Source organism: Pseudomonas sp. NBRC 111143, assembly GCF_001320965.1.
GTDB classification, from domain to species: domain Bacteria; phylum Pseudomonadota; class Gammaproteobacteria; order Pseudomonadales; family Pseudomonadaceae; genus Aquipseudomonas; species Aquipseudomonas machongensis.
The window spans coordinates 89,122-114,904 of sequence record NZ_BCBT01000015.1; the positions used below are offsets into that span (position 1 = coordinate 89,122).

The 25,783-nt window shown below is 63.7% G+C and carries 17 protein-coding genes; 11 read left to right on the plus strand and 6 right to left on the minus strand.

The genetic code is table 11. The annotated features are described in order from the left end of the window. From APH44_RS11095 to APH44_RS11115, 5 genes are all read left to right on the plus strand, one after another. A complete protein-coding gene (locus APH44_RS11095; RefSeq protein WP_054892734.1) occupies positions 1-1,212 on the plus strand; it encodes an LLM class flavin-dependent oxidoreductase in 1,212 nt (403 codons plus the stop codon). Then, the gene (locus APH44_RS11100) at positions 1,205-2,083 is read left to right on the plus strand and encodes an alpha/beta fold hydrolase (protein ID WP_054892735.1); all 879 of its coding nucleotides are present in this window, start codon (positions 1,205-1,207) and stop codon (positions 2,081-2,083) included. The genes APH44_RS11095 and APH44_RS11100 overlap by 8 nt, the downstream gene beginning before the upstream one ends. Before the next feature lie 83 nt (positions 2,084-2,166). Beyond that, positions 2,167-2,676, plus strand: coding sequence for a sigma-70 family RNA polymerase sigma factor (locus APH44_RS11105; protein WP_054892736.1), 510 nt, complete (start codon positions 2,167-2,169; stop codon positions 2,674-2,676). Further along, complete coding sequence (locus tag APH44_RS11110) at positions 2,673-3,614, plus strand: DUF4880 domain-containing protein (RefSeq protein ID WP_054892737.1); 942 nt, start codon at positions 2,673-2,675, stop codon at positions 3,612-3,614. Before APH44_RS11105 ends, APH44_RS11110 begins: the two co-directional genes overlap by 4 nt. A gap of 95 nt (positions 3,615-3,709) precedes the next feature. Beyond that, a complete protein-coding gene (locus APH44_RS11115) occupies positions 3,710-6,385 on the plus strand; it encodes a TonB-dependent receptor (protein ID WP_082420838.1) in 2,676 nt (891 codons plus the stop codon). An 84-nt stretch (positions 6,386-6,469) separates the two neighbouring features. On the opposite strand, the gene APH44_RS11120 is transcribed toward APH44_RS11115, so the two are convergent. Further along, on the minus strand, positions 6,470-6,958 hold the full coding sequence (locus APH44_RS11120; RefSeq protein WP_054892738.1) for a DUF1097 domain-containing protein: 489 nt from the start codon (positions 6,956-6,958) through the stop codon (positions 6,470-6,472). Positions 6,959-7,148: 190 nt separating this feature from the next. Beyond that, on the minus strand, positions 7,149-8,273 hold the full coding sequence (locus tag APH44_RS11125) for a mechanosensitive ion channel family protein (RefSeq protein ID WP_054892739.1): 1,125 nt from the start codon (positions 8,271-8,273) through the stop codon (positions 7,149-7,151). A gap of 212 nt (positions 8,274-8,485) precedes the next feature. Between APH44_RS11125 and APH44_RS11130 the strand changes: the two genes are divergently transcribed. The 4 genes from APH44_RS11130 to APH44_RS11145 all read left to right on the plus strand — a co-directional run bounded on the left by APH44_RS11130 (position 8,486) and on the right by APH44_RS11145 (position 13,463). Then, positions 8,486-9,001, plus strand: a complete 516-nt coding sequence (locus APH44_RS11130; protein WP_054892740.1) for a sigma-70 family RNA polymerase sigma factor — start codon at positions 8,486-8,488, stop codon at positions 8,999-9,001. Then, positions 8,998-9,945, plus strand: coding sequence for a FecR domain-containing protein (locus tag APH44_RS11135; RefSeq protein WP_054892741.1), 948 nt, complete (start codon positions 8,998-9,000; stop codon positions 9,943-9,945). Before APH44_RS11130 ends, APH44_RS11135 begins: the two co-directional genes overlap by 4 nt. 67 nt (positions 9,946-10,012) lie before the next feature. Continuing rightward, positions 10,013-12,406 carry a TonB-dependent receptor gene (locus tag APH44_RS11140; RefSeq protein ID WP_054892742.1) on the plus strand — a complete coding sequence of 798 codons (2,394 nt, stop codon included), beginning with the start codon at positions 10,013-10,015 and terminating at the stop codon, positions 12,404-12,406. 151 nt (positions 12,407-12,557) lie between these two features. Beyond that, a complete protein-coding gene (locus tag APH44_RS11145) occupies positions 12,558-13,463 on the plus strand; it encodes a LysR family transcriptional regulator (protein ID WP_054892743.1) in 906 nt (301 codons plus the stop codon). Positions 13,464-13,628: 165 nt separating this feature from the next. Here APH44_RS11145 and APH44_RS11150 read toward each other — a convergent pair whose 3' ends face one another. The 4 genes from APH44_RS11150 to APH44_RS11165 all read right to left on the minus strand — a co-directional run bounded on the left by APH44_RS11150 (position 13,629) and on the right by APH44_RS11165 (position 23,634). Next, positions 13,629-13,841, minus strand: a complete 213-nt coding sequence (locus APH44_RS11150; protein WP_054892744.1) for a cold shock domain-containing protein — start codon at positions 13,839-13,841, stop codon at positions 13,629-13,631. 132 nt (positions 13,842-13,973) lie between these two features. Beyond that, positions 13,974-21,680: an RHS repeat-associated core domain-containing protein gene (locus tag APH44_RS11155; RefSeq protein ID WP_082420963.1), complete on the minus strand. Its 7,707-nt coding sequence runs from the start codon at positions 21,678-21,680 to the stop codon at positions 13,974-13,976. A gap of 224 nt (positions 21,681-21,904) precedes the next feature. Beyond that, positions 21,905-22,315: a RidA family protein gene (locus APH44_RS11160; RefSeq protein WP_054892746.1), complete on the minus strand. Its 411-nt coding sequence runs from the start codon at positions 22,313-22,315 to the stop codon at positions 21,905-21,907. Next, positions 22,315-23,634, minus strand: a complete 1,320-nt coding sequence (locus tag APH44_RS11165; protein WP_054892747.1) for an NAD(P)/FAD-dependent oxidoreductase — start codon at positions 23,632-23,634, stop codon at positions 22,315-22,317. Before APH44_RS11165 ends, APH44_RS11160 begins: the two co-directional genes overlap by 1 nt. 281 nt (positions 23,635-23,915) lie before the next feature. Between APH44_RS11165 and APH44_RS11170 the strand changes: the two genes are divergently transcribed. After that, the gene (locus tag APH44_RS11170) at positions 23,916-24,593 is read left to right on the plus strand and encodes a DUF1028 domain-containing protein (RefSeq protein WP_054892748.1); all 678 of its coding nucleotides are present in this window, start codon (positions 23,916-23,918) and stop codon (positions 24,591-24,593) included. Beyond that, a complete protein-coding gene (argE, locus tag APH44_RS11175) occupies positions 24,586-25,746 on the plus strand; it encodes an acetylornithine deacetylase (RefSeq protein ID WP_054892749.1) in 1,161 nt (386 codons plus the stop codon). The genes APH44_RS11170 and argE overlap by 8 nt, the downstream gene beginning before the upstream one ends. The last annotated feature ends 37 nt before the right edge of the window (positions 25,747-25,783 follow it).

Here is a 25,783-nt window from a genome sequence, read left to right on the forward strand (position 1 = left end):
ATGATGAGCCTGAACGCCTTTCTCATGGCCACCGGGCACCATGTCGCGGGCTGGCGTCACCCTGATGCCCAGGCCGATGGCGGGTTGGACTTTGCCCATTACAGGCAGTTGGCACGTACCGCCGAGCGCGGCTGCTTCGATGCCCTGTTCCTCTCCGACACCCTGGCCATGCTGCCGGGCGATCGCGAGGCGTTGAGCCGCATGGCACGCACCGAGCATTTCGAGCCGCTGACCCTGTTGGCAGCGCTGGCGGCGGTTACCGAGCGCATCGGCCTGGTGGCGACGGTGACCACCTCCTACAACCAGGTCGAGACCCTGGCGCAGGCCTTCACCTCGCTCGAGGCCTTGAGTGGGCAGCGCAGCGGCTGGAACCTGGTGACTTCGAGCAATGCCCAGGAAGCGTTCAACTTCGGGCGTGACGGGCACTTCGAACACGCCCGGCGCTATGAGCTGGCCCGGCGTTTTCTCGAACAGTTGCAGCGTCATTGGGCAAGCGCTGGGGTGACGCCCGTGCAAGTGCTGGCCGGCGCTTCACGGGCGGGGTGCGAGCTGGCGGCAGCCCATGCCGAGGTGGTATTCACCGCACAGCCGGAACTGGCCGGTGCCCAGCGTTTCTATCGCGAACTCAAGGCGCTGCTACCGCGCTTCGGGCGCAGTGCCGAGCAGATGAAAATCATGCCGGGGGTGCTGCCGATCGTGGCCGACTCGCGCGCCGAAGCCCAGGCGCTGTTCGAGCAGTTGCAGGCACTGGTGCAGCCTGAAGTCGGCTTGTCGTTGCTGGCCGATATTGCCGGGGGTGTCGATCTTTCGGCGTATCCTCTCGACGGGCCGTTGCCTGATCTGCCGGGCACCGAGTCCGGCGTCAGCCGCCGTGAGCTGTTGATCCGCGTGGCCCGTGAGGAGCGGCTGAGCATCCGTCAACTGTACTTGCGCATGGCCGCAGCACGTGGCCATCTGGTGCTGGTGGGTGACGCCCGGCAGATTGCCGACCAGATGGAGCAATGGTTTACCGAGGGCGCCGCAGATGGTTTCAATGTGATGCCGGCGTATCTGCCCGATGCCCTGGGGGCCTTCGTCGACAAGGTGGTACCTGAGCTGCAGCGCCGAGGGCTGTTCCGGCGTGCCTATCAGGGGAGCACCTTGCGCGACCACCTGGGCTTGGCCCGTCCCGATTCATTTGCCTGTAAGGAGGCCCTAGGTGCCCATGGCTGACCCGAACCGATTCGCCGACTTGCCGCGGGTGCGCGGCCAACTCATCGAAGTGCGCCCCGGGCGACGGCTGAGCGTGGCTGTGCTGCCCGGCAGTCATGAGCCCGACACCGTGGTGTTTCTCGGGCATGGCAGTGGTGGCAACAAGGATCAGTGGCGCGAACTGTGGCCAAGCCTGCGCGAGCAGGGTTACACCCTGGTGGCCTGGGACCTGCTCGGCCACGGCGACAGCGACAAGCCGCATGACACCAGTGCCTATGCCTGGGAGGCGCTGGTGGCCGACCAGGTGGCATTGCTGCAGCGCCATGCCGGGCGGCGTAACCTGTTGGTGGGGCACTCCTATGGCAGCGGCCTGGCCATGAGCACGTTGCTCGAGCTGCCGCGTCAGCTGCCGCACGTGCGTATCGACGGCGCGTTGTTGCTGGGCAGTCTGTTGCAGCGGCCTGCGGGGCGCGGTGGCTTGCTGGGCCTGCCGACCTGGTTGTTGAAGCTGTTGCGGCCGATCCTGGCCAAGGACTTTCGTGCGCGGGCCTGGCATCCGCTGGCCGACCCGGCGCTGATCGAGTACGAGGAGGGCCTGGCCCAGCGCAACCGCCTGGATGTGTTCAAGGCGCTGATGAACAGCGCGAGCTGGCCTGAGCCCGAGGCGCTTGCCGGGCTCGACCTGCCGGTACAGGTGGTGTCTGGCGACAGTGATGGGCTGACGCCCGCCAGTGGCGGAGAAGCCCTGGCGCGACAGTTGCCGCGCGCACAGTTCCAGGTGCTGGCCCAGTGCGGCCATCAGTTGATGCTTGAGCGTCCGGCAGAGGTGCTGGAGGCGTTTGAGCGTCTGTTGAGGGAGGTGAAGCGTGACGACAAGCTGGTTATTTCATAAAGGAATATTTATCTAATTTTATATTCCTTTTTCGGATTTCCACTTTGAGGCACAGTGCCAGCCTTTAGCTTGGCAGGTTGGATATGGATTTGCGGCCGTCATCGACCCAACAGCTGCTCGGGCAGTTGTTCGCGCAGAACTACACCTGGCTCTGCGCTCGCCTGCGCAGCCGCATGGCGTGCCCGCACAGCGCCGAAGACATCGCCTCGGAAGCCTTCGTGCGCATCCTCGGCCTGCCGGATCCGGCGGCCATTCGCGAGCCGCGGGCGATGCTCACGACCATTGCCCAGCGCCTGCTGCAAGAGAGCTGGCGCCGCCGCGACCTCGAACGTGCCTATGTGCGCTGGGTTCGCGACTTGCCAGCGCAGGTGCAGCCTTCTCCGGAAGAGGCGCACCTGGTGATCGACAGCCTGCTGCACCTGGACCGTGTGCTCGACGGCTTGCCCGGCCAGGGCAAGGCGGCGTTCATCCACAGTCAGCTCGGTGGCATGACCTACAGCGATATCGCCCATCGGCTGGGTATTTCCGTCAGCCGCGTACAGCAGTACATGAGCGAAGCGTTTCGCCTGTGCTACCAGGCGCTGGACACATGAGCGAGCAGCCCATGGCCCAGGTGATCGACGAGGCGGCGCAGTGGATGGCGCTGCTGCACTCGGGGCACCTGAGCGAGGAGGATGCCGCCGCCTTCCAGCGTTGGCACGACGGCGATGCCATGCATGCCCAGGTATTTCGCCGCATGAGCCAGGGGCTGGGCGAGGCCAAGCGGCCAGGCTTGCAGCGCCTGCCCGAAGAGCAGGTGATCGCGGCATTGCAGCTTCCCTCCGGGCGCCGCCGGTTTCTCAGGAACAGCCTGGGTGCGCTGGGGGGCCTCGGTGTGGCGGCACTGGCAGCCAAGACCGTTGGCGAGCGCATCTGGGCGCCGGGTGATCTGCTGACTTTGACCGCAGAGCGCCGCAGCTTCGTACTCGACGGCGGCAGCCGCCTTACCCTCGATGCGCAGACGCGGGTGAGCCCGCGCCCCCCAAGCACGCTCTACGTGCACCAGGGCGCCTTGCAACTCGAGTGCAGCGGCCCGTCTCTCACCCTTGAGACTGCGCTTGCCGACATCGAGGTGGAGCAGGGCGGCACGCTGCTGCTTGCGCAGCGTTTCGACGGCGAGGTCAGACTCACGGTGCTTGCGCGCCAGAGCGTGGTGCGCACGCGCCAGGGCGATGCGCTGCGGGTGAGGGCGGGGCAACAGGCACGTCTGATCGCCGGGCAGGCGCCCTGGCTGGGGCGTGCGGACCCTGCGGCGAGCGCCTGGCTCAGCGGGCTGTACGAGGCGCGCGAGAGTACGCTGGGTGAGGTGGTCGAGGCCTTGCGTGCCTACCGGCACGGCGTGCTCAGGATTACACCCGAGGCGGCGAAGTTGAAGATCAGCGGGTTGTTTCCACTGGATGACAGCGCGCGGGCATTGCGTTTGATCGCCGCCGCCTTGCCGATTCGGCTGGCGAGCGTGGGGGCGCTGTGGGTGAGTATCGACCTCGCGTGATGCATAAGCTAAGCACCAATCGATCCAAGCCTTTTCTGCAGGTTTCGCCCACTGGTTGCTCATTAGCGCAAATCCCACTGCAGAAAAGGCCCGCCATGCCCAACCCGATTCACGCCACGTTCCGCCACTCCTGCCTTGCCCTCGCCGTCGCCTTGGGCAGTAGCCTGCTGGCGCCTGGCAGCCACGCACTGGCTGCCGAGCCCCTGGTCGACTACGCCCTGCCGGCTGGCGACCTGGGCCAGACCCTGGTGCAGATCTCACGCCAGAGCGGCGTACCGATTGCCTTCGACCCGCAGCATGTCGCCGGCCTGCGCGCACCCTCACTGCAAGGGCGCTACAGCAGCGACCAGGCGCTGGAACAGGTGCTCCAGGGCAGTGGCCTGGGATATCGCCAGGGCGAGGACGGCGTGGTGATTTCCGCTGCACCTGCCGCCTCCGCTGCGGCAGGTAAAGCCCGCGCTCAGGGTGCCAGCCAGGACGTCCGCCTGGAGCAGGTGATCGTCACGGGCACCCGTGCCCAGGAGCGCACGGCCAGCGCGTCGCTGTCGCCGATCGACATCATTTCCGCCGAAAGCCTGGGCGCCACCGGCTCCGAGGAACTGGGCGCAGTGCTGGCGCGGTTGATTCCCTCGATCAGCTTCCCGCGGCCGAGCCTGGTCGACGGTGCCGAGCTGGCGCGGCCGGCGCAATTGCGCGGTCTGTCGCCCGACCAGGTGCTGGTACTGGTCAACGGCAAGCGCCGGCACAGCGGGGCGTTCGTCAACCTCGGCGGCGCCGCTGGGCGCGGTTCGGCGCCGGTGGACCTCAACGCCATCCCGATCTCGGCGATCGACCATATCGAAGTGCTGCGCGACGGTGCGTCGGCGCGCTACGGGTCCGACGCCATCGCCGGGGTGATCAACGTGATCCTCAAGCACGATGCCAGCGGAGGTTCGGTCAGTACCCGCTTCGGTCAATACAACAAGGGCGATGGCATCCAGCGCCAAGCGTCGGCCAACACCGGTCTTGCGCTGGGCGACAAGGGCTGGCTGAACCTGTCCGCCGAGGGCAGCGACAACGACTACACCAACCGCGCCGGTGATGACCTGCGCCCCGGCAGCCTTGGCTCCACCACCTACGGCCAGCAGGTGTTCCGCCAGGGCGAGCCGGCCAACGACAACCTCAAGTTCTTCCTCAATGGCCAGCTCGACCTCAACGAACAGGCCCAGCTCTATGCCTTTGGCGGCTACCGCAAGACCCACGGCCAGACGGCGGCCTTCTACCGCGCCAGCAACAACTCCGGCAACGTGCAGAGCCTCTACCCGAATGGCTTCCTGCCCTTGATCAACGGCACACTGGAGGATTCCTCGCTGACCACCGGCCTGCGCGGCGACCTGGGCCAGGACTGGCGCTACGATCTCTCGGCCAGCTACGGTCGCAACGACTACGGCATCAATACCCGCACGCTCAACCGCGCGCTGTTCAACGACACCGGCAGCACCCCGCTGAGTTTCGACAATGGCCGCCTGACCAGCGAGCAGAAACAAGTGACCCTGGACCTGGCCCGCGATGTCGAACTGGGCTGGCTGCCTTATCCGGTGTCGGTGGCGGTGGGGGCCGAGTACCTGCACCAGGGCTACGAGGTCAACGCCGGAGAGCCGGCCTCCTACTACAAGAGCGGCAGCCAGGGCTACGCCGGTTTCCGCGATGCCGATGCCGGGCACTGGACCCGGCAGAACTTCGCCCAGTACCTGGACCTGGAAACCAAGTTCAGCGACAAGCTCGGTGTCTCCGCCGCCGCCCGTCACGAGGACTACAGTGACTTCGGCTCGAACGTCAGTGGCTCGCTCTCGGCGCGCTACGACTTCACCCCGGCGGTGGCGGTGCGCGGTAGCCTGTCCACGGGCTTTCGCGCACCATCACTGGCCCAGCAGCACTTCGCGTCGACCTCCTCGCAACTGGTCGACGGGGTGATCCAGGAGGCAGGGATCTTCCCGGTGGATGCGCCGGTTTCGCGCCTGCTCGGGGCAGACGAACTGAAGGCGGAAAAGTCGCGTAACTACAGCCTCGGCCTGGTCCTGCGCCCGGCCGACGACCTGCAGATCACCGCCGACGTCTACCGGATCGATATCCGCGACCGCATCACCCTGTCGTCGAACCTGCGCCTGAACCAGACGGCCATCGACTACCTACGGGCCGGTGGTGTGGGCGATATCAACTACACCAGCGCCCGCTACTTCACCAATGGCGCGGATACCCGCACCACCGGCGTGGACCTGGTGGCCAGCTATCGCTACCAGTTCGACAACGGTGTGCGCTGGAACACCACGGCGGGCTACAACTACAACCACACCAAGGTCACCGACACCAAGGAAGACCCGGCCATCCTCGCCCAGCTGGGGTTGCCGACCACCTCCTTGCTGGAGCGTCGCGAGCGCCTCGGCCTGCTGGGCGATACCACGCCCGAGCACAAGTTGACCCTGGGCAACGACTTCAACCTTGGCAACTGGACACTGCGCAGCAACCTGGTGCGTTATGGCAGCTATACCAGCTACCAGAACGACACCAGCTTCCCGGACCAGACCTTCGCCGCGCAGTGGGTGCTGGACCTGGCGCTGGACTACAGCCATGACAACTGGCTGTTCACCGTGGGCAGCGACAACGTGACCAACCAGGTACCCGAGAAGCTGGATTTCGCCAACAGCTCGGGTGGCAACCTCAAGTACTCGACGTTCTCGCCGTATGGCTACAGCGGGGCCTTCTACTATGCGCGCCTGACCTATGCATGGTGAGGCCTGCCAGCACGAACCCCGTGCAGGAGGGCGCCGGCCCGCGAACAGGACACCGCGCGCTCTGCCTCTGGCTCCCGGGCCAGGTCAGGCCACGAAGATCTTGCGTGGGCTGTAGTGCGAGATCCAGCCTGCCAGCGAACCGAGGGTGCTGGCGCCGGCCATGTGCGCCAGGCTCTCCAGCGACGGCTCAAAGTGTGCGGCGAACCAGGCCACCAGGCCGAGGAAGTAGCACAGCAGGTTGTTCATCACCGGCAGGCCGCGCAGGCTGACCACGATCAACGCGACCACGAAGACCACCAGCGGAATGGCCAGCAGCGTGCCGAAGGTCGGGGCGAGCAGGCCGACGCTGGTGGCTGCCAGTGCGCCAAAGATCAGGCCGAGCCAGACGCACCCGAGGTTTTCCAGCGTTGAACGCGTGGTCAGGCCACGGGTGAAGAAGGCGATCCAGCCGATGAACATGGCCCAGACCGGAAGTTGTACAGCCAGTGCGACGGCGCTCGCCAGGGCGGCGGTGACTGCGGCGACCAGCGTGACGGTCAGGAAGCTGCTGCGTGAGGCGTGGCGTTGGGACATCGTCTGATTCCTGTGGGTGGGGTTGACGGAGCAGGATTCTGGTCCGTTTCCCTGGCGGGATAATCAGCGATGCGTCGGTTTATGAATTCCATTCTTGATAACAATAAAAGTGTAATAAATTGTTTGTTGATGATTATGTAAAAAATCATGTCTCGGTAGAAGCAGGGGACTCCATGCGTCCCCCGATCATTCAGACGTCCCTTGCCCGTGCATGAGCAGTTACCTGGTCCAACTGATTCGAGGCCTCCGGCAAGCCCGTCACCTTGATCGACCGCGCGCCGACGGCAAACTTGGCGCCGACCTTGGCGAAGCGCTCGAGCAACTGGAAGTTGATCGCCTGCTGGATATCCATGTACAGGTTGTAGCCGGGGTCGAGGACGATGTAGACGGCCTCGAACTCCAGGGCCTCCTTGCCGAAGCCACGCAGGTGGGCGCGGTCGAAGCGCACCTGGCCCTGGGCCTTGATCGACTCTTCGACGATCGCCGGGGCCTTTTTCACCGCCTCCGTGGGCGTGTCGTACGACAGGCCGAACTCGAAGACGATGCGTCGCTCCTGCAGGCGCTTGTAGTTCTGGATGGTGCTGCTGATCATGCCGGCGTTGGCCATGACGATCTGCTCGCCACCGAGGCTGCGGATGCGCGTGGTCTTCAGGCCGATGTTCTCCACGGTGCCGGCGAGCGAGCCGATGACGATGAAGTCGCCGACCTCGAACGGTTTGTCGACGGCAATCGACAGCGAGGCGAACAGGTCGCCCAGCACATTCTGCACCGCCAGGGCCACGGCGATGCCGCCGACGCCAAGGCTGGCGACGAAGGCGGTGATGTTCACGCCCAGGTTCGACAGCATCGCCAGCAGCACCACCGACCACAGCAACACCCGCGCGCCCCAGCCCGACAGGGTCGCCAGCGCGCTGCCACGGTAGGTGTTGCCGGTGTCGTGGCGGGCGAAGTAGCGGGTCAGGCCAATGGCGATGGCGCGGTTGGCCCAGAGGCCGATCTGCAAGGCTGCGACCACGAACCACAGGCTGCCGACCCGGTCCAGCCAGCGTTCCGGCAGGTCCAGCACGCCAAGGCCGACCAGCAGCGAGGCGAGCATCAGCAGGAAGTTGCTGGTGCCTTCGAGTACCTGGGTGATGAGCTTGCTGAGCTGCCCGTCATGGCTGGACCACTGGCGAGCGCGGCGCTTGAGGAAACTCAGCGCCCAGCGCGTCACCAGGAAGGTGATCACGGTCACCGTCAGGGCCAGCAGCAGGTTGAGGATGGAGATGCCGAATACCGTGGTGGTGGTCAGCAACTGCAGAAATCGTTCGTCCATCGGGTCCCCCTCCGAGGTGATGTTGATTGCAGGGTGTGCCGTGGGGCACAAACTGTTTAGAAGGGGGAGGTAGGTGAGGGTTTAATCGGATTTTGCCGGTGGCTCTTGCCGCCGCTTCGCGGGTGGATCACAGCAGAGCACCTTGGCGAGCGCATGAGAAATAATTAGAATCACTCGCATTCGTATCTCATCCCTCCCCAGTGTGCCTCCGAATGTCCGACCCCGCCGCGGCACCCGAACCCAGCTTCAACACCCTCTATCGCGACCATCGCAGCTGGCTGCAAGGCTGGTTGCACCGGCGCCTGGGCGATGCCTGGACGGCGGCGGACCTGACCCACGACACCTTCCTGCGGGTCCTCGCGGCGCAGCAGGCCAAGGCCGTGCCGAGCCTGCGCGAGCCACGGGCCTACCTGCTGACGGTCGGGCGTCGGTTGCTGGTCAATCACTACAAGCGGCGCAGCCTCGAGCAGGCCTACCTGGACGCCCTCGCCAACCTGCCCGAGGCGCTTGCACCGTCACCGGAGCAGCGCTGGTTGCTGCTGGAAACCTTGCAGGCCCTGGATGACCTGCTCGATGGCCTGCCTGCCGTGGTACGCCGGGCCTTTCTCTGGTCGCAGCTCGAAGGGCTGGACTACGCCAGCATCGCCGCGCGACTGGAGGTGTCCGAGCGTACGGTGAAACGCTATATGGTCAAGGCATACGAACACTGCCTGCTGGTGGACCTGTGAGCGCCCCGGCGGAGGTCGGCGCACGCCAGTTGGCCCGTGAGGCAGCGCAGTGGCTGGCCTTGCAGGATGCCGGCCCGCTCGACACGGAGCAGGCTGCTGCGCTGCAACGCTGGCGAGCCCGCAGTGCCGTCCATGAAGCCTTGTGGCAGAAGGCCGAGGGGCTGCGCCAGCGCTTCGCCCAGGTACCGGCGCCATTGGCGGTGGCTTGCCTGGACCGCCCCGATCCAGATCGCCGCCGCGTGCTGGGGCAGATGCTGGGTGTTGGCGCGCTGCTGCCGCTGGCCTGGCTGAGTTATCGGCAGTTGCCGTTGGACGGCTGGCGTGCCGACCTGCGTACCGCCACGGGCGAGCGCCGCGGCTTGACCTTGCCGGATGGCAGCCGGTTGCAGCTAAACACCGCGACTGCGGTCAATCTGGACTTCGCCGAAGGTCGCCACTGGCTGCAGTTGGTGCAGGGGGAGATTGCCCTCGACACCGTTGGCCCGCTGCAGGTGCAGACCCGCGACGGCCTGGTGCGCGTGCAGGGGGCTGGGGTGTGCGTACGTGAGCGTGCGCAGGACTGTGTGGTGTCGGTTACACGTGGCCAGGTCAGCCTGCAACCGCTGGCCGGGCCAGCGATTCGCCTGGAGGCCGGTCAGCGGGCGACGCTGAGCGCCTTCGGGGTGACCGCCAGCCAGCCGTTCGACGCCCAACTGCCCGGTTGGCAGCAGGGCTTGTTGATCGTCGACGACCAGCCCCTGGGCGATCTGCTGCGTGAGCTGGATCGCTACCGCCCCGGGCTGTTGCGCTGGGACCCGGTGCTGGAGCAATTGGCGGTGACCGGCACCTTCCAGCTCGACGACACCGACCGCATTCTGGCCCTGCTGGCGGCGAGCCTGCCGCTTCAGGTGCATTACCGCACCCGCTATTGGGTGTCGCTGACCCCGCGCAAGAAAATTGCCTGACCGCTGTCCCTTTTCTGGCGCCCGCTTGTCATCAAGGGTATCCACCCCTGATCTGAGAGCGTTCCGGATGTCCCGCACCCCTTTGCTTCGCCCGTTATCCCTGCACCTGATGCGCGCTGGCCTGCTGCTTGCGCTGGGGCTGCCCGCGTCTGGCTGGGCCGATGAAGCGCGGCGCAGCTACCAGGTGCCGGGCGGCAGCCTGGGTGCGGTGCTGACACGCTTTGCTGGCCAGGCTGGGGTCAGCTTGTCGGTGGACCCGGCGCTGGTCGCCGGGCGCAGCAGCTTGGGGCTTGCAGGCGAATATGGGGTCGAGGAGGGCTTCGCCGCCTTGCTGCAGGGCTCGGGCCTGATACTGGTCTCGGCAGGGCCCGGTAGCTTCACCCTGGTGCGCCAGGCCGTGCCGGTCGAGGGCGCGCATGTGCTGCCCGACATCAATGTCCATGGCCAGGGCGCCGCGCCGGCAGCAGACGCCTATGCCGGCGGCCAGGTGTCACGACGGGGCAGCCTCGGCATGTTGGGCGAGCGTGACTACATGGAGACGCCCCTGAGCATGACCTCCTACACCCGCGAGATATTGCAGAACCAGCAGGCCCGTACCCTTGCCGATGTCGTCGCCAACGATCCCTCGGTGCGTAGCACCAACCCGGCAGGCGGGCGCTTCGAACAGTTCTCCGTGCGCGGCTTCAGCCTGTACAACAGCGATGTCGCCTACGGTGGGTTGTATGGCGTGCTGCCGACCTACTCGATCGACATGGAGATGGTCGAGCGGGTCGATATCCTCAAGGGGCCAGGTGCGCTGCTTGGCGGCCTGGCGCCCAACGGCAGCATTGGCGGCGGGGTGAACATCGAGCCCAAGCGCGCTGGCGAGACGCCGCTGACCGAGTTCACCGCGCTGTACGCCTCGGCGGGACAAGGGGGCGGTCATCTGGACATCGGTCGACGCTTCGGTGACGATCAACGCTTTGGCGTGCGCCTGAATGCGGTGCGCCAGGCCGGCGACACCGAATGGGATCACCAGCATATGGACCGCGAGGCGACCGTGCTGGGCCTGGATATGAAAGGCGAGCGCACTCGCCTGTCGCTGGATATCGGCCATCAGGCGCGTGACGTGGATGCGCCAATGGAGCGTGTGGGCCTTGCCGCAGGGCTCAAGGTGCCGGATGCCAAGGATGTTCACCATAATTTCGCCCAGCCCTGGAGCTACTCGCGGGCCAAGGATACCTTCGGCGCCGTGCGCGGCGAGTATGACCTGAGCGACAACTGGATGCTGCTGGGCGCCCTGGGGGCGCGCAAGGGCGACTACGACTTCATGCGCCATGCCGTGCAGGTGGTCAACGAAGCCGGTCGCTTCACCGTCAGCCCGCGCGCCTTCCAACGCGAGGAAGACGTGGTTACCGGCACCGTCGGCGTGCGCGGCTGGTTCAACACCGGCGCGGTCGGCCATACCCTCAACATCAGCCTCAATCGCTTCGACCTGACCTTCGACAACAGCGGTGCGCGCTATGCCAACGGCGTCAGCAACCTGTTCGACCCGGTGACCTTGCCCGCACCGGGCGCGCCGTTGGCCGACGACAACCCGACCCACACCAACACCGTGCTGTCGAGCCTGGCCCTGGCCGATACCCTGAGTTTCGCTGACGACACCGTGCTGCTCACCCTCGGCGCGCGCCTTCAGCGTGTCGAGGTCGACAGCTCCGAGCCCGGCGAGCCCGACCAGCGCTACGACGAGCGCGCCACCTCGCCGGCCATGGGCCTGGTGTGGCGCACCACCGAGCAGCTGTCGCTGTACTTCAACTACATGGAGGGCCTGACCCAGGGCCAGGTGGCACCGGAAACGGCGAACAACGCCGGCAAGGTCTTCGCGCCATACCGCAGCAAGCAACTGGAGGTCGGCGCCAAGTACGACATGGGGCGTTTCAGCACCACGGTCAGCCTGTTCCGCATCGAGAAACCGTCGTACTTCACCGATGCCCAGAACAACCTCAGCGCCGACGGCGAGCAGCGCAACCAGGGCCTGGAAATCAGCCTGTTCGGCGAACCGCTGGACGGGGTGCGGGTGTTGGGCGGGGCGATGTTCCTCGATGCCGAGCAGACACGCACGGCCAATGGCCGCAACGATGGCAACCGGGCCATCGGCGCGCCGGTGGTCAATGCCAACCTTGGCGTTGAGTGGGACCTGCCGGCCATCGACGGGCTGACTCTGAGCGCGCGTGTCATCCATACCGGCAACCAGTACCTGGATGCTGCCAACCGGCAAAAGGTCGACGCCTGGCAGCGTTATGACCTGGGTGCGCGCTACGCGCTCAAGCTCGGAGACAAGGACGTCACCCTGCGGGCCAGCGTCGAGAACGTGCTGGACAAGACCTACTGGGCCTCGGCCAACGTCCCCGACGGCACCGCCACCGGCCTGACCCTGTCGACCCCGCGAACCTGGCTGCTGTCGGCGACGGTCGGGTTCTGAGGGGCCGTTGCCCGGGGGCGGGCAACAAGCGAGCAAAAATATGCTCAGCCCCCAGGCAAATCCTAGGCTGCACTGGCCGCACGCACGCCAGCCACTAAGGTAAGGTGAGAGGAAAATTCCGCGCGCCGCCCACGGCGCCCCAGAGGTGCCCATGGCTTCCTACACCTTGCGACAACTCAAGTACTTCGTCACCACCGTGGAGGCTGGCAGTGTTGCCGAGGCTTCGCGCCAGCTGTACATCGCCCAGCCGTCGATCTCCACCGCGATCAAGAGCCTGGAAGAGAGCTTCGGTGTGCAGTTGTTCATTCGTCACCACGCCCAGGGCGTGTCGCTGACCCCCAGCGGGAAGCGCTTCTACGCCAAGACCAAGGCGTTGCTGCAGATGTCCCACGAGTTCGAGCAGAACGCCCTGGCCGACAACGATACGGTGGCCGGGCAGATCGACATTGGCTGCTTCGAGACCGTTGCGCCGCTTTATCTGCCACGGTTGATCGCAGGGTTTCGCGAGCGCTACCCCGGTGTCGACATCCGCCTGCGTGACGGTGAGCAGCAGGAGCTGATCCAGGGGCTGACCGCCGGCACCTTCGACCTGGCGTTTCTCTACGACCACGACCTGGACGGCACCATCGAGGCCGAGCCGCTGATGCCGCCGCAGAAGCCCTATGTGCTGCTGCCCGAGAAGCACCGCTTCGCCAGCCAGGCCCAGGTTTCGCTGCGCGACCTGTGCCCGGAGCCGATGATCCTGCTCGACGTTGCGCCGAGCCGTACCTACTTCGTCAGCCTGTTCAACGAGATGGGGCTGACGCCGAACATCGTCTTCAGTTCGCCATCGATCGAGATGGTGCGCGGGATGGTAGGGCAGGGGTTCGGTTTTTCGCTGCTGGTGACCCGGCCGCATTCACCCTTCACCTACGATGGCAAGCGCCTGGTGACACTGGATATCGCCGAGCCGGTGGCGCTGTCGGGGCTGGCGGCGGCGCACCTCAAGCGTGTGCAATTGACCAAGCCTGCGCAGTTGTTCGTCGAGTTCTGTCGCGAAGAGTTGGCGAAGCTCTGAACGTGTAATAGAGAGCTGGAAGCGTGAACAGCAGCGCACTGCTTGCATAGGCTTACCACAACAGCGATAACGGTCGTGCCTATGCAAGCCGCGCGAGTTGACCAGATCTGTGAGTCGTCACCGTTCGGATGCAGCTGTGCGACCTCATTTGATTTTTTAACGTGGTCACTTCGGTTTGACGATTTTTACATTGGTGGCGTAGTGCTTATCACCCTTTTGAAGCACTTCGAAAGACACTTCGTCGCCGTTCTTCAAGCTCAACGATCCCACAGCCTCGGTTGGCAGAATAACGTCGTCATCATCAATCTCGTGATCAAGAAAACCTGTTTTCAACTTTTCGTTATACAATTTGACCTTTGCAACTTTCACTTCGCTCATGGTTCAGCTCCTGATTGAAAATATGCCACGGTGGCAGAACCACACTAGCGAGTTTCTCAGCACGCGAACACTGGCATATTTATCAGGTGCCGATTGTCGCAGAAAGTGCAATAACCGGCCCATGTTGCAGCGTCATGCCAACAAGTGCCCGCCGCCTCCGTGATTCCAGCGGTACTGGTCGTTAAGCGGAACGGAGTAACGTCCCCACGGCGTGATGGGCCCCGAGGCATCATCGAGGGTCATGGCGATCAAGGCGTCGATCGAACCGCGCGTCAAGTTCACCTCGATCGATTTGCCCAGTATCCAGGCCCCGGCGCTCAGTTTGCGTGAGCCAGTTGCGAAATTATTGAGCCGATGGGCCTGTCGCAGCATTTTCCCATACAAGCCCATACGGGCGTAGCGTGGGTTGTTCAGGCTCATGTGGGGCGCCTCAGCCAGGTAATCGATAATCTTCTGGCCGGCAGTTTTGACCGTGGCCAACGCGCCCGGACGCGCACTGTTCGCTGGCGCCAGACTACCCAGTTGTTGCCTGGCGTACTCCATAGGCCTCACCGCGCTGTGTGACAGCCTCGTACCGGGTTTGAGACGTAAGAGCCTCTTGCCGAACTGGCGAGCGGAGCGCATCGCACCTTTGATCAGGCTCGGTACCTTCTTGATCAAACCCAAAGCACTTTCGTACAGCGACAGCACCCCGAACGCCAGCGACGCATAGCCCAGCTTTCTGGAGAGCTCGGGGTTGACGTCTTCGGTCAGCACCGACGCGACCTCGAAGCCGAACGAGAGCACTGCACAGATGGTCATCGCGATGAAAAATACCGAAGTGGCCCCTCCGGTCATCACCGAGGCTGCGATACCGACGACCGTCAGCGCGGCCGACAGCGCAAGGCCTCGCCAGCGTCCGCCGACCGGCATAGGTTTGATCTCGCGCAGCACCTGCGCATAGTTGGCCAGTTCCTGATCCTGTCCCCAGCGGCTGAGCATGATCGCGCCACTGGGGTCGTGCAGGTTGACCGGGTCCGGGCAGTGGGCGTAGTCGTTGATGCCGCCTTCACCGAATGGGCTCAGCCAGTCAGGCTGGGCATATCGGCGCAGGGTCGGGTCGTAGCAGCGGTAGCCATTGCCTGCGTGATAGTGACCGGTCACCGGATCGCGGCGCATGCCGTTGTAGCCACTGACCAGATCCTTGAGCACCGCACCTTCGCCAAAGGGCAGCAGGGGCGCCAGTTGCAGATCGGTATCGCACACTTGGCCGACGATGCCTGCCTGGGGATCATCGATCAGCCAGCGCACTTGGTCGCCGTCGTATTGCGCAAGGCCTGGAGAAATGTGGAGGCTGCCCGTAGCTTTGCCAGTCTTGTCGAAGCACACCTGGCCGATCAACTCGTCGCCGTCATAGCGCATCTCCTGGGTGGTTTGTTGCTGCTCATCGTATTGCGCCGCGAGGCGTTGCAGGCCGTCGTATTCATAGCGCGTGAGCAGGGTGCCTTCGTCATTTTTGATGCTGCCTAGCTGACCGGCGCCAGTGTAGGTCAGCGCCCGGTTCTGGACGTCCATCTGCAACTGGCCGTTGCTGTTCCACGTCAGTGATGTCTTTTGCGTGCCGTTGCTCACCGAGGTCAGGCGCGTGGGGTCCGACGGCGTCTCGTAATTGAAGGTCTGCGTTACCGCTTCGCCCTGGAACGGCGTGCTGATGCATCGGGTCAGATTGTCCAGGCTGTCCCAACTGAAGGTTTGCGCCTTGATTGGGGTACCGTTGCGATCCTGCGGGCAGAGCGCCGCTGTTGCGGCGTCGCAGGCGTAACTTTCGAGGCGGTCGAGCAAGTCATAGGTAAAGCGCTCCGTACGCAGCAGCTTCCCGAGCTGGTAGCTGGCTTTGCTGGCCAGGCGGCCGTCGCCGCGCCAGTTCATGTGCTGGCTGAAGCAGGGTGCGCCATTGCGCAGGAAGGTCCGCACGACTTCCCGGTCGAAACCATCGTGTTCACTGTTGACCTGCCATTGACCGGCGCCGGTCAGGGCATGAGCTTGTCGCGATTGCAGGCGGCCAAGCTCGTCATGGCGGTAGAGCACGTCCTCGTGCGCCTGACAACTGCGCAACAGCCTTCCTTCTCCGTCGAGGAACGTTCGCCGCATGCAGCCGTCGGCGCGCAGCGCAGCCACTTGCTGCCCCCGCAGACTCTGCCACTCGGCGGTCTTGATAGTACCGCGTGGAGTTTTTTCCGTGATTTGCCTGCGCCCCGGTACTCGTGCGGTTGCAATGGTGTGTAGCCAGGCGGTACTGGCTTGTGAGTCTGGCGCAGCATTGAGTACCGTAGAACCGTCAGCGTGGGTTTGGCTGTACAGCGCCTTGCCGTCGACCTCCAAGCGCGCGCCTTTATCATCGATCACGCGCTGCAGTTTGGTCTTGTCGGGGAGGGTGATGGCCTGTTCATCGAACCGATATTCTCGGCTGCCAATCTTGCGTGTGGTGAGGGTTCCCACAGGGCTGATCGTCTGCGTAGCGACAACTTTACCGTCCACGGACAGTGAGTGAACGCGGTTACTGAAACCTTGATAAACGCGCTCGATGGTCGTGGCGTCGGGCCGAATGACTTTGGTGACCCGGCCGAGAACGTCGCGTTCGAGCGTGTAGGCCTGGGTCTGGTTGCCAAGGGCACGCGTATGGCTGATGACGCGGCCGTCGGTGTCGTAGTGTTCATCGACTTGCAGTTGCTGCTGGTCGGCGCCGTCTGCCCATTGCACGGAATGTTGGAAGGTACCATTGGTTTTTGCGGTGCTGGTAGTGGTGCGTTTTGAAAGAGCCCGGGCGCCAATAGAGAGTTGTTCTGTGAGCCGCACGGGTGGTTCGTTGGTGGTCGAAAGGCTGACGGACGGCTCGCCTGTGAACTTGAGGTAACTTTCTAATGCTCGTCTATTAAAGGGTCTTCCATATTTTGTGAACAGCTCAAATAGATCAAGCGGGTCAGAGGTCCCTACAAGGTGGGAGAGATCATCTACAGTCGGGAATTTCAGAGAGTGGCTAAATGGGTTTTCATATATGTCTCCCATGGGGCGTACGAATCGGGTAATGGCATCTTTCACCCCCTCATTCCCTTCCAGCCCAATAATGCTCTGGATCTGTTTCATCAATTGGAAGTGGTCAGACACTGTCACGCCATGCTTAGGCAAAATACTGCAGATATTCAAGTACACCAAGCCCAAGGTATTGACATGACCCGTCACATCGCCCCAATCCGACTCGATCTGTTCAAGTGGAGAATCGGTATTTGTTTCTGCCAGCATGTCAAGTACTTGATCTACAAAGTCTTCAGGTAACTCTTCTTCGCCTGGGGCAGGATCCACATAATCATCGGGATACCTCAAGGCGGTGAGTGTGTCCGGTTCAGCAGCATCTGTGTGAGGGGTCAAGCTACTCGAACTTTGTGCCAGCAAAGGTTGAGCACCCCTCGATACCGGCATGGACTTGCATTTGCGTACCGCCTGTCCGCCTGGCAGGTAATCCCATGCCCAGCTTTCTGAGGGGGAAGAGACATCCAGTCCCGAGAAAAAGAATTCTTCCATAGGGACATAAACTTCAGTCGCGGCTCTGCGCCATGCCGTACGCCAGGATCGCTGCAAGCCATCGAGGTGAGAGTAAGTCTGACTCCCATCCTTGTGCGTGCGTTCTACCTGTCTTCCATCGGCGGAGAACACTGAAGTGGTTTGCGTGTCCATTACCCGCCCCGCGGTCTTGATGTCAGTTGCCGATGGAAGCGGGTAGCGTGTTTCCTTCGTTACCCGTCCTGAGGCATCGCGCTCCCAATGCGTTTCTAAGCCATTCTCGATTTTTTCCAGCGTGCGCCGGCTATGGCGTGAACGAACTTCTTTACTCACTTGAGCCGTACCTGCTGCGGTAGTCGCGCTGACGATCACCTGAATACCGGGCAGTGTGGGGTTATCGATGAAGGTCTGAACATTGGTCAGCTCAAGGCGCTGATCGTGAGCGTGCGTGGTCTGTTTGCTGGTGATCGACCACTCCCACACCTTGCTCTGCTCGCTGGGCGTTTTCTTGCTGGCCGGTGCCGATGCCAGTGTGCTGATCTGATGCCACAGGGCGTTTTTTCCAATCAGCTTCCATTCAGTGCTTTCGTCGAGCGTGTCGGCGAACAGCGTGCCACGTAAGCCCTCTATAACGACCACTTCGGCCAGCTCGAGGTAATCGCGACCAGCACGGGTGGCCTTCCGATAGCCGTACAGTTTGAGTCCCTGGGGATTCCCATGGCCGTCACATTGATACTCGGCCATCAGAGGAGCACTCGCGTATGCCGGCACGAACGGGCATTCCAGCTTCGGCACTGTGCTTAGCGCTTGCACGCCGCTCAGCGCGATTTGATTTTGCGTTTGGGCCCCGTAGTAGCTGTAGTGGATGGAATGCGAGCCTTTGACCTGCAGGCGCAGGGGATTGCCTTGAGCATTGGTCACGACCGTGGTGGCGTCTACTGTCTTGCCCAGACGTGCGCGCTGGGTTTGCGGCGACAGGCTCAGCAGATGGTCGATTGCGCGAGCCAGTTGCTTGCGATAACGGGTCGAATAGCGCCACAGCAAGTGCAATACCGCTGTCTTGCGCTCGGTCGGCGAAGCGTTGGCGGAAATCTCGATCCGATTCCACGTCAGCTTGATGACGATATTCTCGATGATTTCAACCAGCTCATCTCCCCACCCTGTGTAGCGAAAGGTGGTCCTGGTGTGCGCATCGCCCAGTGAAAACTCGAGCCAATGCATCTGTGCGGAGCCTGAACCTTGTAGTAGCGGTGTGCGGTTTCCTTCTGCATCCAATCCGAAGGCGTGCAAGTCATGCACGATTTCCGCGTGGGAGCCGCTTTGTACGGCGACAATGAACATCTGGTCATCCGGATGCTGGTAGCTACCGATATAGGTGTAGCGGTCTATATGGTTCTGCTGACCTGCACCCGGCAGCAGCGCATGCAAGGCCACCCGCGGCAAGGCAGGCGAGTTCTTCAGTAAGGCATCCTGCTTGACGTACTGCACGCACTCCACCGAACCGTCCTGCTCCTGCAGGCGGCACAGCACCCTGTCCAGGGTCGGGTCATCGTCGTAGCCGCATTCCACCTGTTGCAACACCGCCCCCTTTTGCACACGCTTGAGTGTACGCAGCAGGTAATGCTCAAGCGTGAGTTCGATCTCGAATGCTTCCGGGCTGCCGGACCACAGCTGCATCTTCACCTGACTGTCCGTCTTGGCCTCGGGATTGATGTACTGCGCGCTGAACAGTTCGGACTCGCCGCTCTTGATGCTCATCAGCAGAAATTGGCCGTTCTGGCGTTTCCACTGCAAATCCAGCGCTTCGCCATATTGCGAGACGATACGTGAAGGCAATAGCTGCACGAACGGTCGTTCGTACATTGCGATACGCCTGTCCAGCTCCTGGGTGTTGGCGTGACCAGACCATGCGCTGAGTGCTTCCTCGTAATCGCCGATCGCTGCACCTGTATAGCCGGAGGGAGTCAGCACCATTAATGCCCACTGTGTCCAGTGACTCGGGACTTTCGGAAAGTCCGGCTTGCTTCTGTTCTTGATGGCTTTGAGGGCGTCGAGCACCTTTTTGCGAAAGGCTTCGTTGGGCTCGACTTCGTCGCTGCCAGGTGCTGAAGGTTTACTGAGTATCTCCTGGCGACCGCTGGGGTACTCCACAGTGAACGTGGTGTACTCCTTGTTGCTGGTCACTCGACAGGACGGGGTCTTGACGGCTCTGCCTGCCCCCAGCTGGCTCCACTGCTCGGCGCTGAACACCACCGGAGTACCCTCGGCGAGGGTAAGCAGACGATGATCGACCTCTTGCACGGAACTGGTGATGATGCTGGAGAAGCGCCAGGCCCATCCATCGCCCAGGCCGGCTTCGTTGCCGCGCAGTGCCGAGTAGTGCAAGGTCAGGTCGCATACTGGACCGAGTCCACGCAGTCCCTGCAAGGTGGCGATCGGGTAATGGGCATGGAACAGGCCGCTGCGTTCGTCGACACCGGTGTGGTCGTGATTGCTGGTGTCGAAAACTTCGGAGTGGTTGGTATTGCCGTAGTCTTCGCACAGGAAGCTGATGGCTTCATAACCGTCCATTGCCGGCGGCGGCGTGAACTCAACGGCCTGCACGTCGTGCCAGAAGCGGCTGGGGTGCAGGGCGCCGATATGGCCCACGGTCAGCGTGGTGTTATCGCGCGCGGGTTCCGGGTAGGTCAGATACAGGTCATAGACCGCCTCGTCGATTGGCCCCGCCCAGGTGACCTTGGTGTCGGTCACCTCCACCGGCCACAGCCGTTGCTCACCCGCGCGAGGCACGCAGGCGGCGACTCGATAGCCTTTGTCGTACGCAGCCTCGTTCAGGCGAAATTCCAGCTCCCCACTGAGCGCCTGAATGTCGACCTGCACGGTGCCATCGCCGGCAGCCAGCTTGAACCGAGCCTGTTCGGCGTTCTGACGGCCAGGCCAGTCGTCGTTCTCGAACAGGTACTTGACGTAGTCGTCGTCGCTCCAGCTTTTGCCATCACCGACGTTCTCCAGATGCACTTGCAGCTCGCTGAAGCGAGGTACGGTCAGAGGTTCGTCGCTGGCATCGACCCGCAGTTCTGGCCAGGCTCGCGTTCTGAGAAAGTCGGCCAAGGCCTGCAACCAACTGGCACGGTCACTGACCTTACCGGTGTCTTCGGGCTTGAACAGGGCGCGGTGCAGCAACTTGTGGCTGAACGGATGGCGGATCGTGATCAGCACTGCATGTCCGGCGTCGGCCCTCCAGGCCGAGGACAGGCGAGGGCCTGCCTGGCGACCGGCGGCGTCAGGCAGGGTGGTGAAAATGCGCAGCGCATCGCCGCGTTGCCAAAGGGACAGGTTGTCGGCCTCATCGGCCTGATCTTCCTGAGGGCTGTGTGTCGATGCGCGCAGGAAGGCGGATACCGGCGATGCATTCAACGCGGTCGCCCAGGCATCGAGCCACTTGCCCGAAGTGCACTGGGCCTTGGTGGGCGTCCAGTGATGGTGCGCCAGCAGGCGATGCGAAAACCCATCGTAGACCCACGCCTGCACCGGCTGAGCCTCCTCGAGGGCTTGCCCGCCTTCGATCGTCTGGCTTTGCCACCAATGCGCCTCGGTGAGGGTCACGCACAGTTCGGCGCACTGCGGTACCCAAAAGGCATTGCCGCTTTGGGCAGGGGTTACGGTGCAGGCGTCGAGGACACCCGCACGCAGCACTTGGCTGTCGCGGTTGACCTGCTGGCACAACGCCTCAGACCAGTTCGTGCCGGCTTGCTCGGCCGTTGCTGTGAAGAAATGCTGCTCGTACAGGGTCTGAGAGGTCAGGTCGCGGACTTGCAGGCACAGTGTTCCACCCGCCGAGAGGTCGAAGGCGTCGTCACAGGCCAGTGCCTGCACCAGGTTGGCGGCGAACGGTGCGTTGCTGAAGGCCCGGTAGCGTGCCGGACTCCACAGTCGAAGGGGTTCGGCGGCAGTCGAAAAGACGTTGTCCGTGCTCCAGCTCCCGGCGGTCATCGGCTCGCCGGCGGCGGCCAAGTGATCGGCGAAAGCCTTTGGCCACCGTTTGGCCGGGCATTGGGCCTTCGGTACGGAATAATCGACTCGACGGATATCGCCGTCGACTCGATCGATGACAAACGCACTCAAGACTTCGCCCTCGGCCAGCGCGCGGCCTGACTTGAGGGTGCTGCTGGTACACCAGCCGCCGTTGACACTGCCCACCCGCTCGAGCGAAAAATCCGTCATGTCGGGGAGAGCGCCGTCGGGCTGGGTGGAGATCAGGTAAGGGACGTGCGACTTATCAGTATTTGAAGTCTGAATCATGTCACAGGGCCTCTGTGAAGGGATGTAGCTCAGGTGATCTGCCGCGCTGAGCGCTCGAGGGACGAGGGCTATTGAACGGCGCACAGACGCTGGCCACAACTGACAAAGTTGTCAGGTGACATAGACTTCTTTCACAGGGGGAGGGGCAAAGCTTCCCGGGCGCTGTTCAGCCCGGCCTTGAGAATGGGCCGCACAGCGGCCCTTGTTGATTTGGCCGATTACAGTTATTCCGGCACCACAGCGATCACATCGATTTCCATCAACCACTCGGCCTGCGCCAGGCCCGCGACCACCAGCCCGGTGGAGATCGGGAACACGCCCTTGAGCCACTTGCCGACTTCGCGGTACACCGGCTCACGGAAGCGTGGGTCGGTAATGTAGGTGGTGGTCTTGACGATATGCGACAGGTCGGAGCCGGCCTCTTCAAGCAGTTGCTTGACGTTTTTCATCGCCTGCTCGGCCTGCGCCTGCGGGTCACCCAGACCGACCAGGCGGCCTTCGAAATCGGTACCGACCTGGCCGCGCACATAGATGGTGTTGCCGGCGCGCACGGCCTGGCAGAGGTCGTTGTCCAGGGTCTGGTTGGGGTAGGTGGCCTTGGTGTTGAACATGCGGATGCGGGTATGGGTAGGCATCAGTGGGCTCCGAGGGTGCTGACGTTGCTGATCGAGGTGTGTGGCTGTTCATCCGCTGCGCGCTGGTCGCGGTCGCGGTAGGCCAGGTAGGTGCGCTGGGTGGCGATATGGCCGGCGACGTGCTTGGCGTCGTGCCATACGCCCCAGATGAACGACGAGCCGCGGCGCGACAGCCAGGGCAGGCCGAGGAAATACACCCCCGGCTCGCGGGCCACGCCGCGCTGGTGCTGGGGTTTGCCGTTGGCGTCGAAGGTGTCGACCTGCAGCCAGCTGAAGTCCACGCCGTAGCCGGTGGCCCAGATGATGCTGGTGACACCAGCCTTGGCCAGGTCCAGTTCCAGCAGCGGGTTGCTGACGCAGTCCGGGTCGGCCAGGCGTTGGCGCGCTTCGGGCTCTTCGGGCAGGTCCAGGCCGTTGCGCTCGATGTAGGCATCGGCGGCATCGAGCAGGGCCAGGTAGTTCTCGTCGCCGCGGTTGATGTTGTCGGCCAGGTTGTCCTGGAAACGCACCACGCCGTCTTCGAACGACTGGGTCAGGCCGACCAGGGTCATGCCCTGGTGGGCGAGGGCGCGGAAGTCCACGGTATGGCCGCCACGGGCACCGCTGACGGCAATGGTCACGTGTTCGCGGCCTGGCTTGGCGATTTCCGCGTCCCATTCACCCAGCACGCCCAGCCACCAGCAGAAGTCGCGGTTGCGGTAGGCGCGTGGTGGGCGGTCGTGGGCACCGACCGAGAGGTAGACCTGGCGCCCGGCGCGCATCAGCTCTTCGGCGATCTGCACCCCGGAAGACCCGGCACCGACGACCAGCACCGCACCGTCAGGCAATTGCTGCGGGTTGTAGTAGGCGGCGGAGTGGATCTGGTGCAGGCGTTCATCCTTTGGCGCAATGGCCGGGATCACCGGTTTCTGGAACGGCCCGGTGGCGGCGACCACGCGGTTGGCGCGGATCACGCCTTCGTTGGTTTCGATGGTGAAGCCCGGGCGGTCGCTGTTGCGCACCACGCGCTTGACTTCGATGCCGGTACGCACGGGCAGGTTGTACTTGCGCACGTAGCGCTCGAAGTAGTCGGCGACCTGGTCCTTGCCGGCGAAGGCGTCGGCATCGAGGTCGAATTCAAGGCCAGGGAAGCGGTCGTGCCAGACTGGCCCGTTGGCCACCAGCGAGTCCCAGCGTCCAGTGCGCCAGGCCTCGGCGATGCGGTTGCGTTCCAGCACCAGGTGCGGCACGCCGAGTTTGCTCAGGTGTTCGCTCATGGCCACGCCGGCCTGGCCGGCGCCGACCACGAGGGTGTCGATTTCGAGATTGTTCAGTGTCATGTCCGAGCCCTTGTTCAGGCGGTTTTTGTCAGGTCGGTTTTGGAGGACCGCCGTTACCTGGGGCCAGACTAGGGATGCACGGAATTTCGCGAAAATAGTATTTAGCTGGGGCTTGCCGATAAATTGGCGAAGGGTGGCAGCGCTGCAGCGAGCAGCCCGGCAGATTTGCCCAGCAAACCCGCGGTGCCCAGTTTTTTCCTCGCCATTGCCAAGCAAAATGCTCGTTTCGCCGCCGCCAGGGCTTGCCGAGAATGCCGGTAAACCCAGAAAGGAGCTGCACCATGACCTTCTCCATCATCGGCCGCTGCCAGGAAACCGGCCAGGTCGGCATCGCCATCAGCTCGTCCAGCATCGCCGTCGGTGCCCGCTGCCCGTGGGTGCGCGCCGGGGTAGGGGCGGTGGCGACGCAGAACATCACCTTGCCGGCCCTCGGCCCGCAGATCCTCGACGCCCTCGAGCAGGGCCAGTTGCCGCCTGCCGCAGCGCTGGACCGGGTGCTCAGCGCCAACGGCTGGAGCGAGTACCGCCAGGTGACGGTGATCGACAGCCACGGCCAGGTCGCGCTGTTCACCGGCAAAGAAGCACTCGGCGTACATAACGCGGTCGCCGGCGAGCAGTGTGCAGCCGCGGGCAACCTGCTGGCCTCGCCGCAGGTGATCGAGGCGATGGTGCACGCGTTCGAGCAGGCTGGTGGGCACCTGGCCGATCGCTTGCTGGCGGCGATGCACGCGGCCATGGCCGCCGGTGGCGAGGCAGGCCCTGTGCACTCGGCCGCCCTGAAGATCGCCGGTGAGCTGACCTGGCCGCTGGTGGACCTGCGTGTGGACTGGGCCGAGCACGACCCGATCGGCGAACTCGACCGCCTGTGGCAGGCCTATCGCCCACAGATGCAGGACTACGTCACCCGCGCCCTGAACCCGACCACCGCACCCAGCTACGGGGTGCCGGGCGATGAGTGATCTCACTAGCCGCGCCGTGCTGGAGCGCCTGATCGGCTTTGCCACGGTCAGTCGCGACTCCAACCTCGAACTGATCGGTTTCATCCGCGATTACCTGGCGGGGCTGGGGGTCGAGAGCGAACTGTTCCTCAACGAGGAGGGCACCAAGGCCAACCTGTTCGCCACCATCGGCCCGACCGATCGTGGCGGCGTGGTGCTGTCCGGGCATACCGATGTGGTGCCGGTGGACGGCCAGGCCTGGAGCGTCGAGCCGTTTCGCCTGAGCGAGCGCGATGGCCGCCTGTATGGCCGTGGCACGGCCGACATGAAGGGCTTCATCGCCTCGGTGCTGGCGGCGGTGCCGGCGTTTCTCGCCCAGCCGCTGAAGACGCCGGTGCACCTGGCATTCTCCTATGACGAAGAGGTCGGCTGCCTCGGTGTGCGCTCGATGCTGGAGGCGCTCGAACAGCGCCCGAACAAGCCACGCCTGTGCCTGATCGGCGAACCCACCGAGCTCAAACCCGTGCTCGGGCACAAGGGCAAGCTGGCCATGCGCTGCCAGGTGCACGGCGCCGCCTGTCATTCGGCCTATGCACCCTATGGCGTCAATGCCATCGAGTACGCAGCGCAATTGATCGGCAAGCTGGGCGAGATCGGCGGCGAACTGGCCCGTCCCGAGCACCATGACGCACGCTTCGATCCGCCGTTCTCCACGGTCCAGACCGGTGTTATCAAGGGCGGGCGGGCGCTGAACATCGTGCCTGAGGAGTGCGAGTTCGATTTCGAGGTGCGTGCCTTGCCGGGTTTCGAGGCCAAGGTCGTGGCCGAGCGCCTGCAGACCTACGCCGAAACCGACCTGCTGCCACGCATGCGGGCCGTCAGTGATGCCAGCGAGATCCGTCTCACGCCGCTCAGTGCCTACCCTGGGCTGGCAACGCCCGAAGACAGCGAAGCGGCGCGCCTGGTGGCGCTGCTCAGTGGCTCTGAAGATTTTGGCACCGTGGCCTTTGGCACCGAAGGTGGGCTGTTCGATCAGGCGGGGATCCCGACCGTGGTCTGCGGGCCGGGCAGCATGGATCAGGGGCACAAGCCGGACGAGTTTGTCAGCGTCGTGCAACTGCAGGGTTGTGATGCGATGTTGCTGCGCTTGCGTGATTATCTCGTTGGTAATTGAGGTGCTTGCCGAAAGATTTTCAGCGTCCATGAGATCG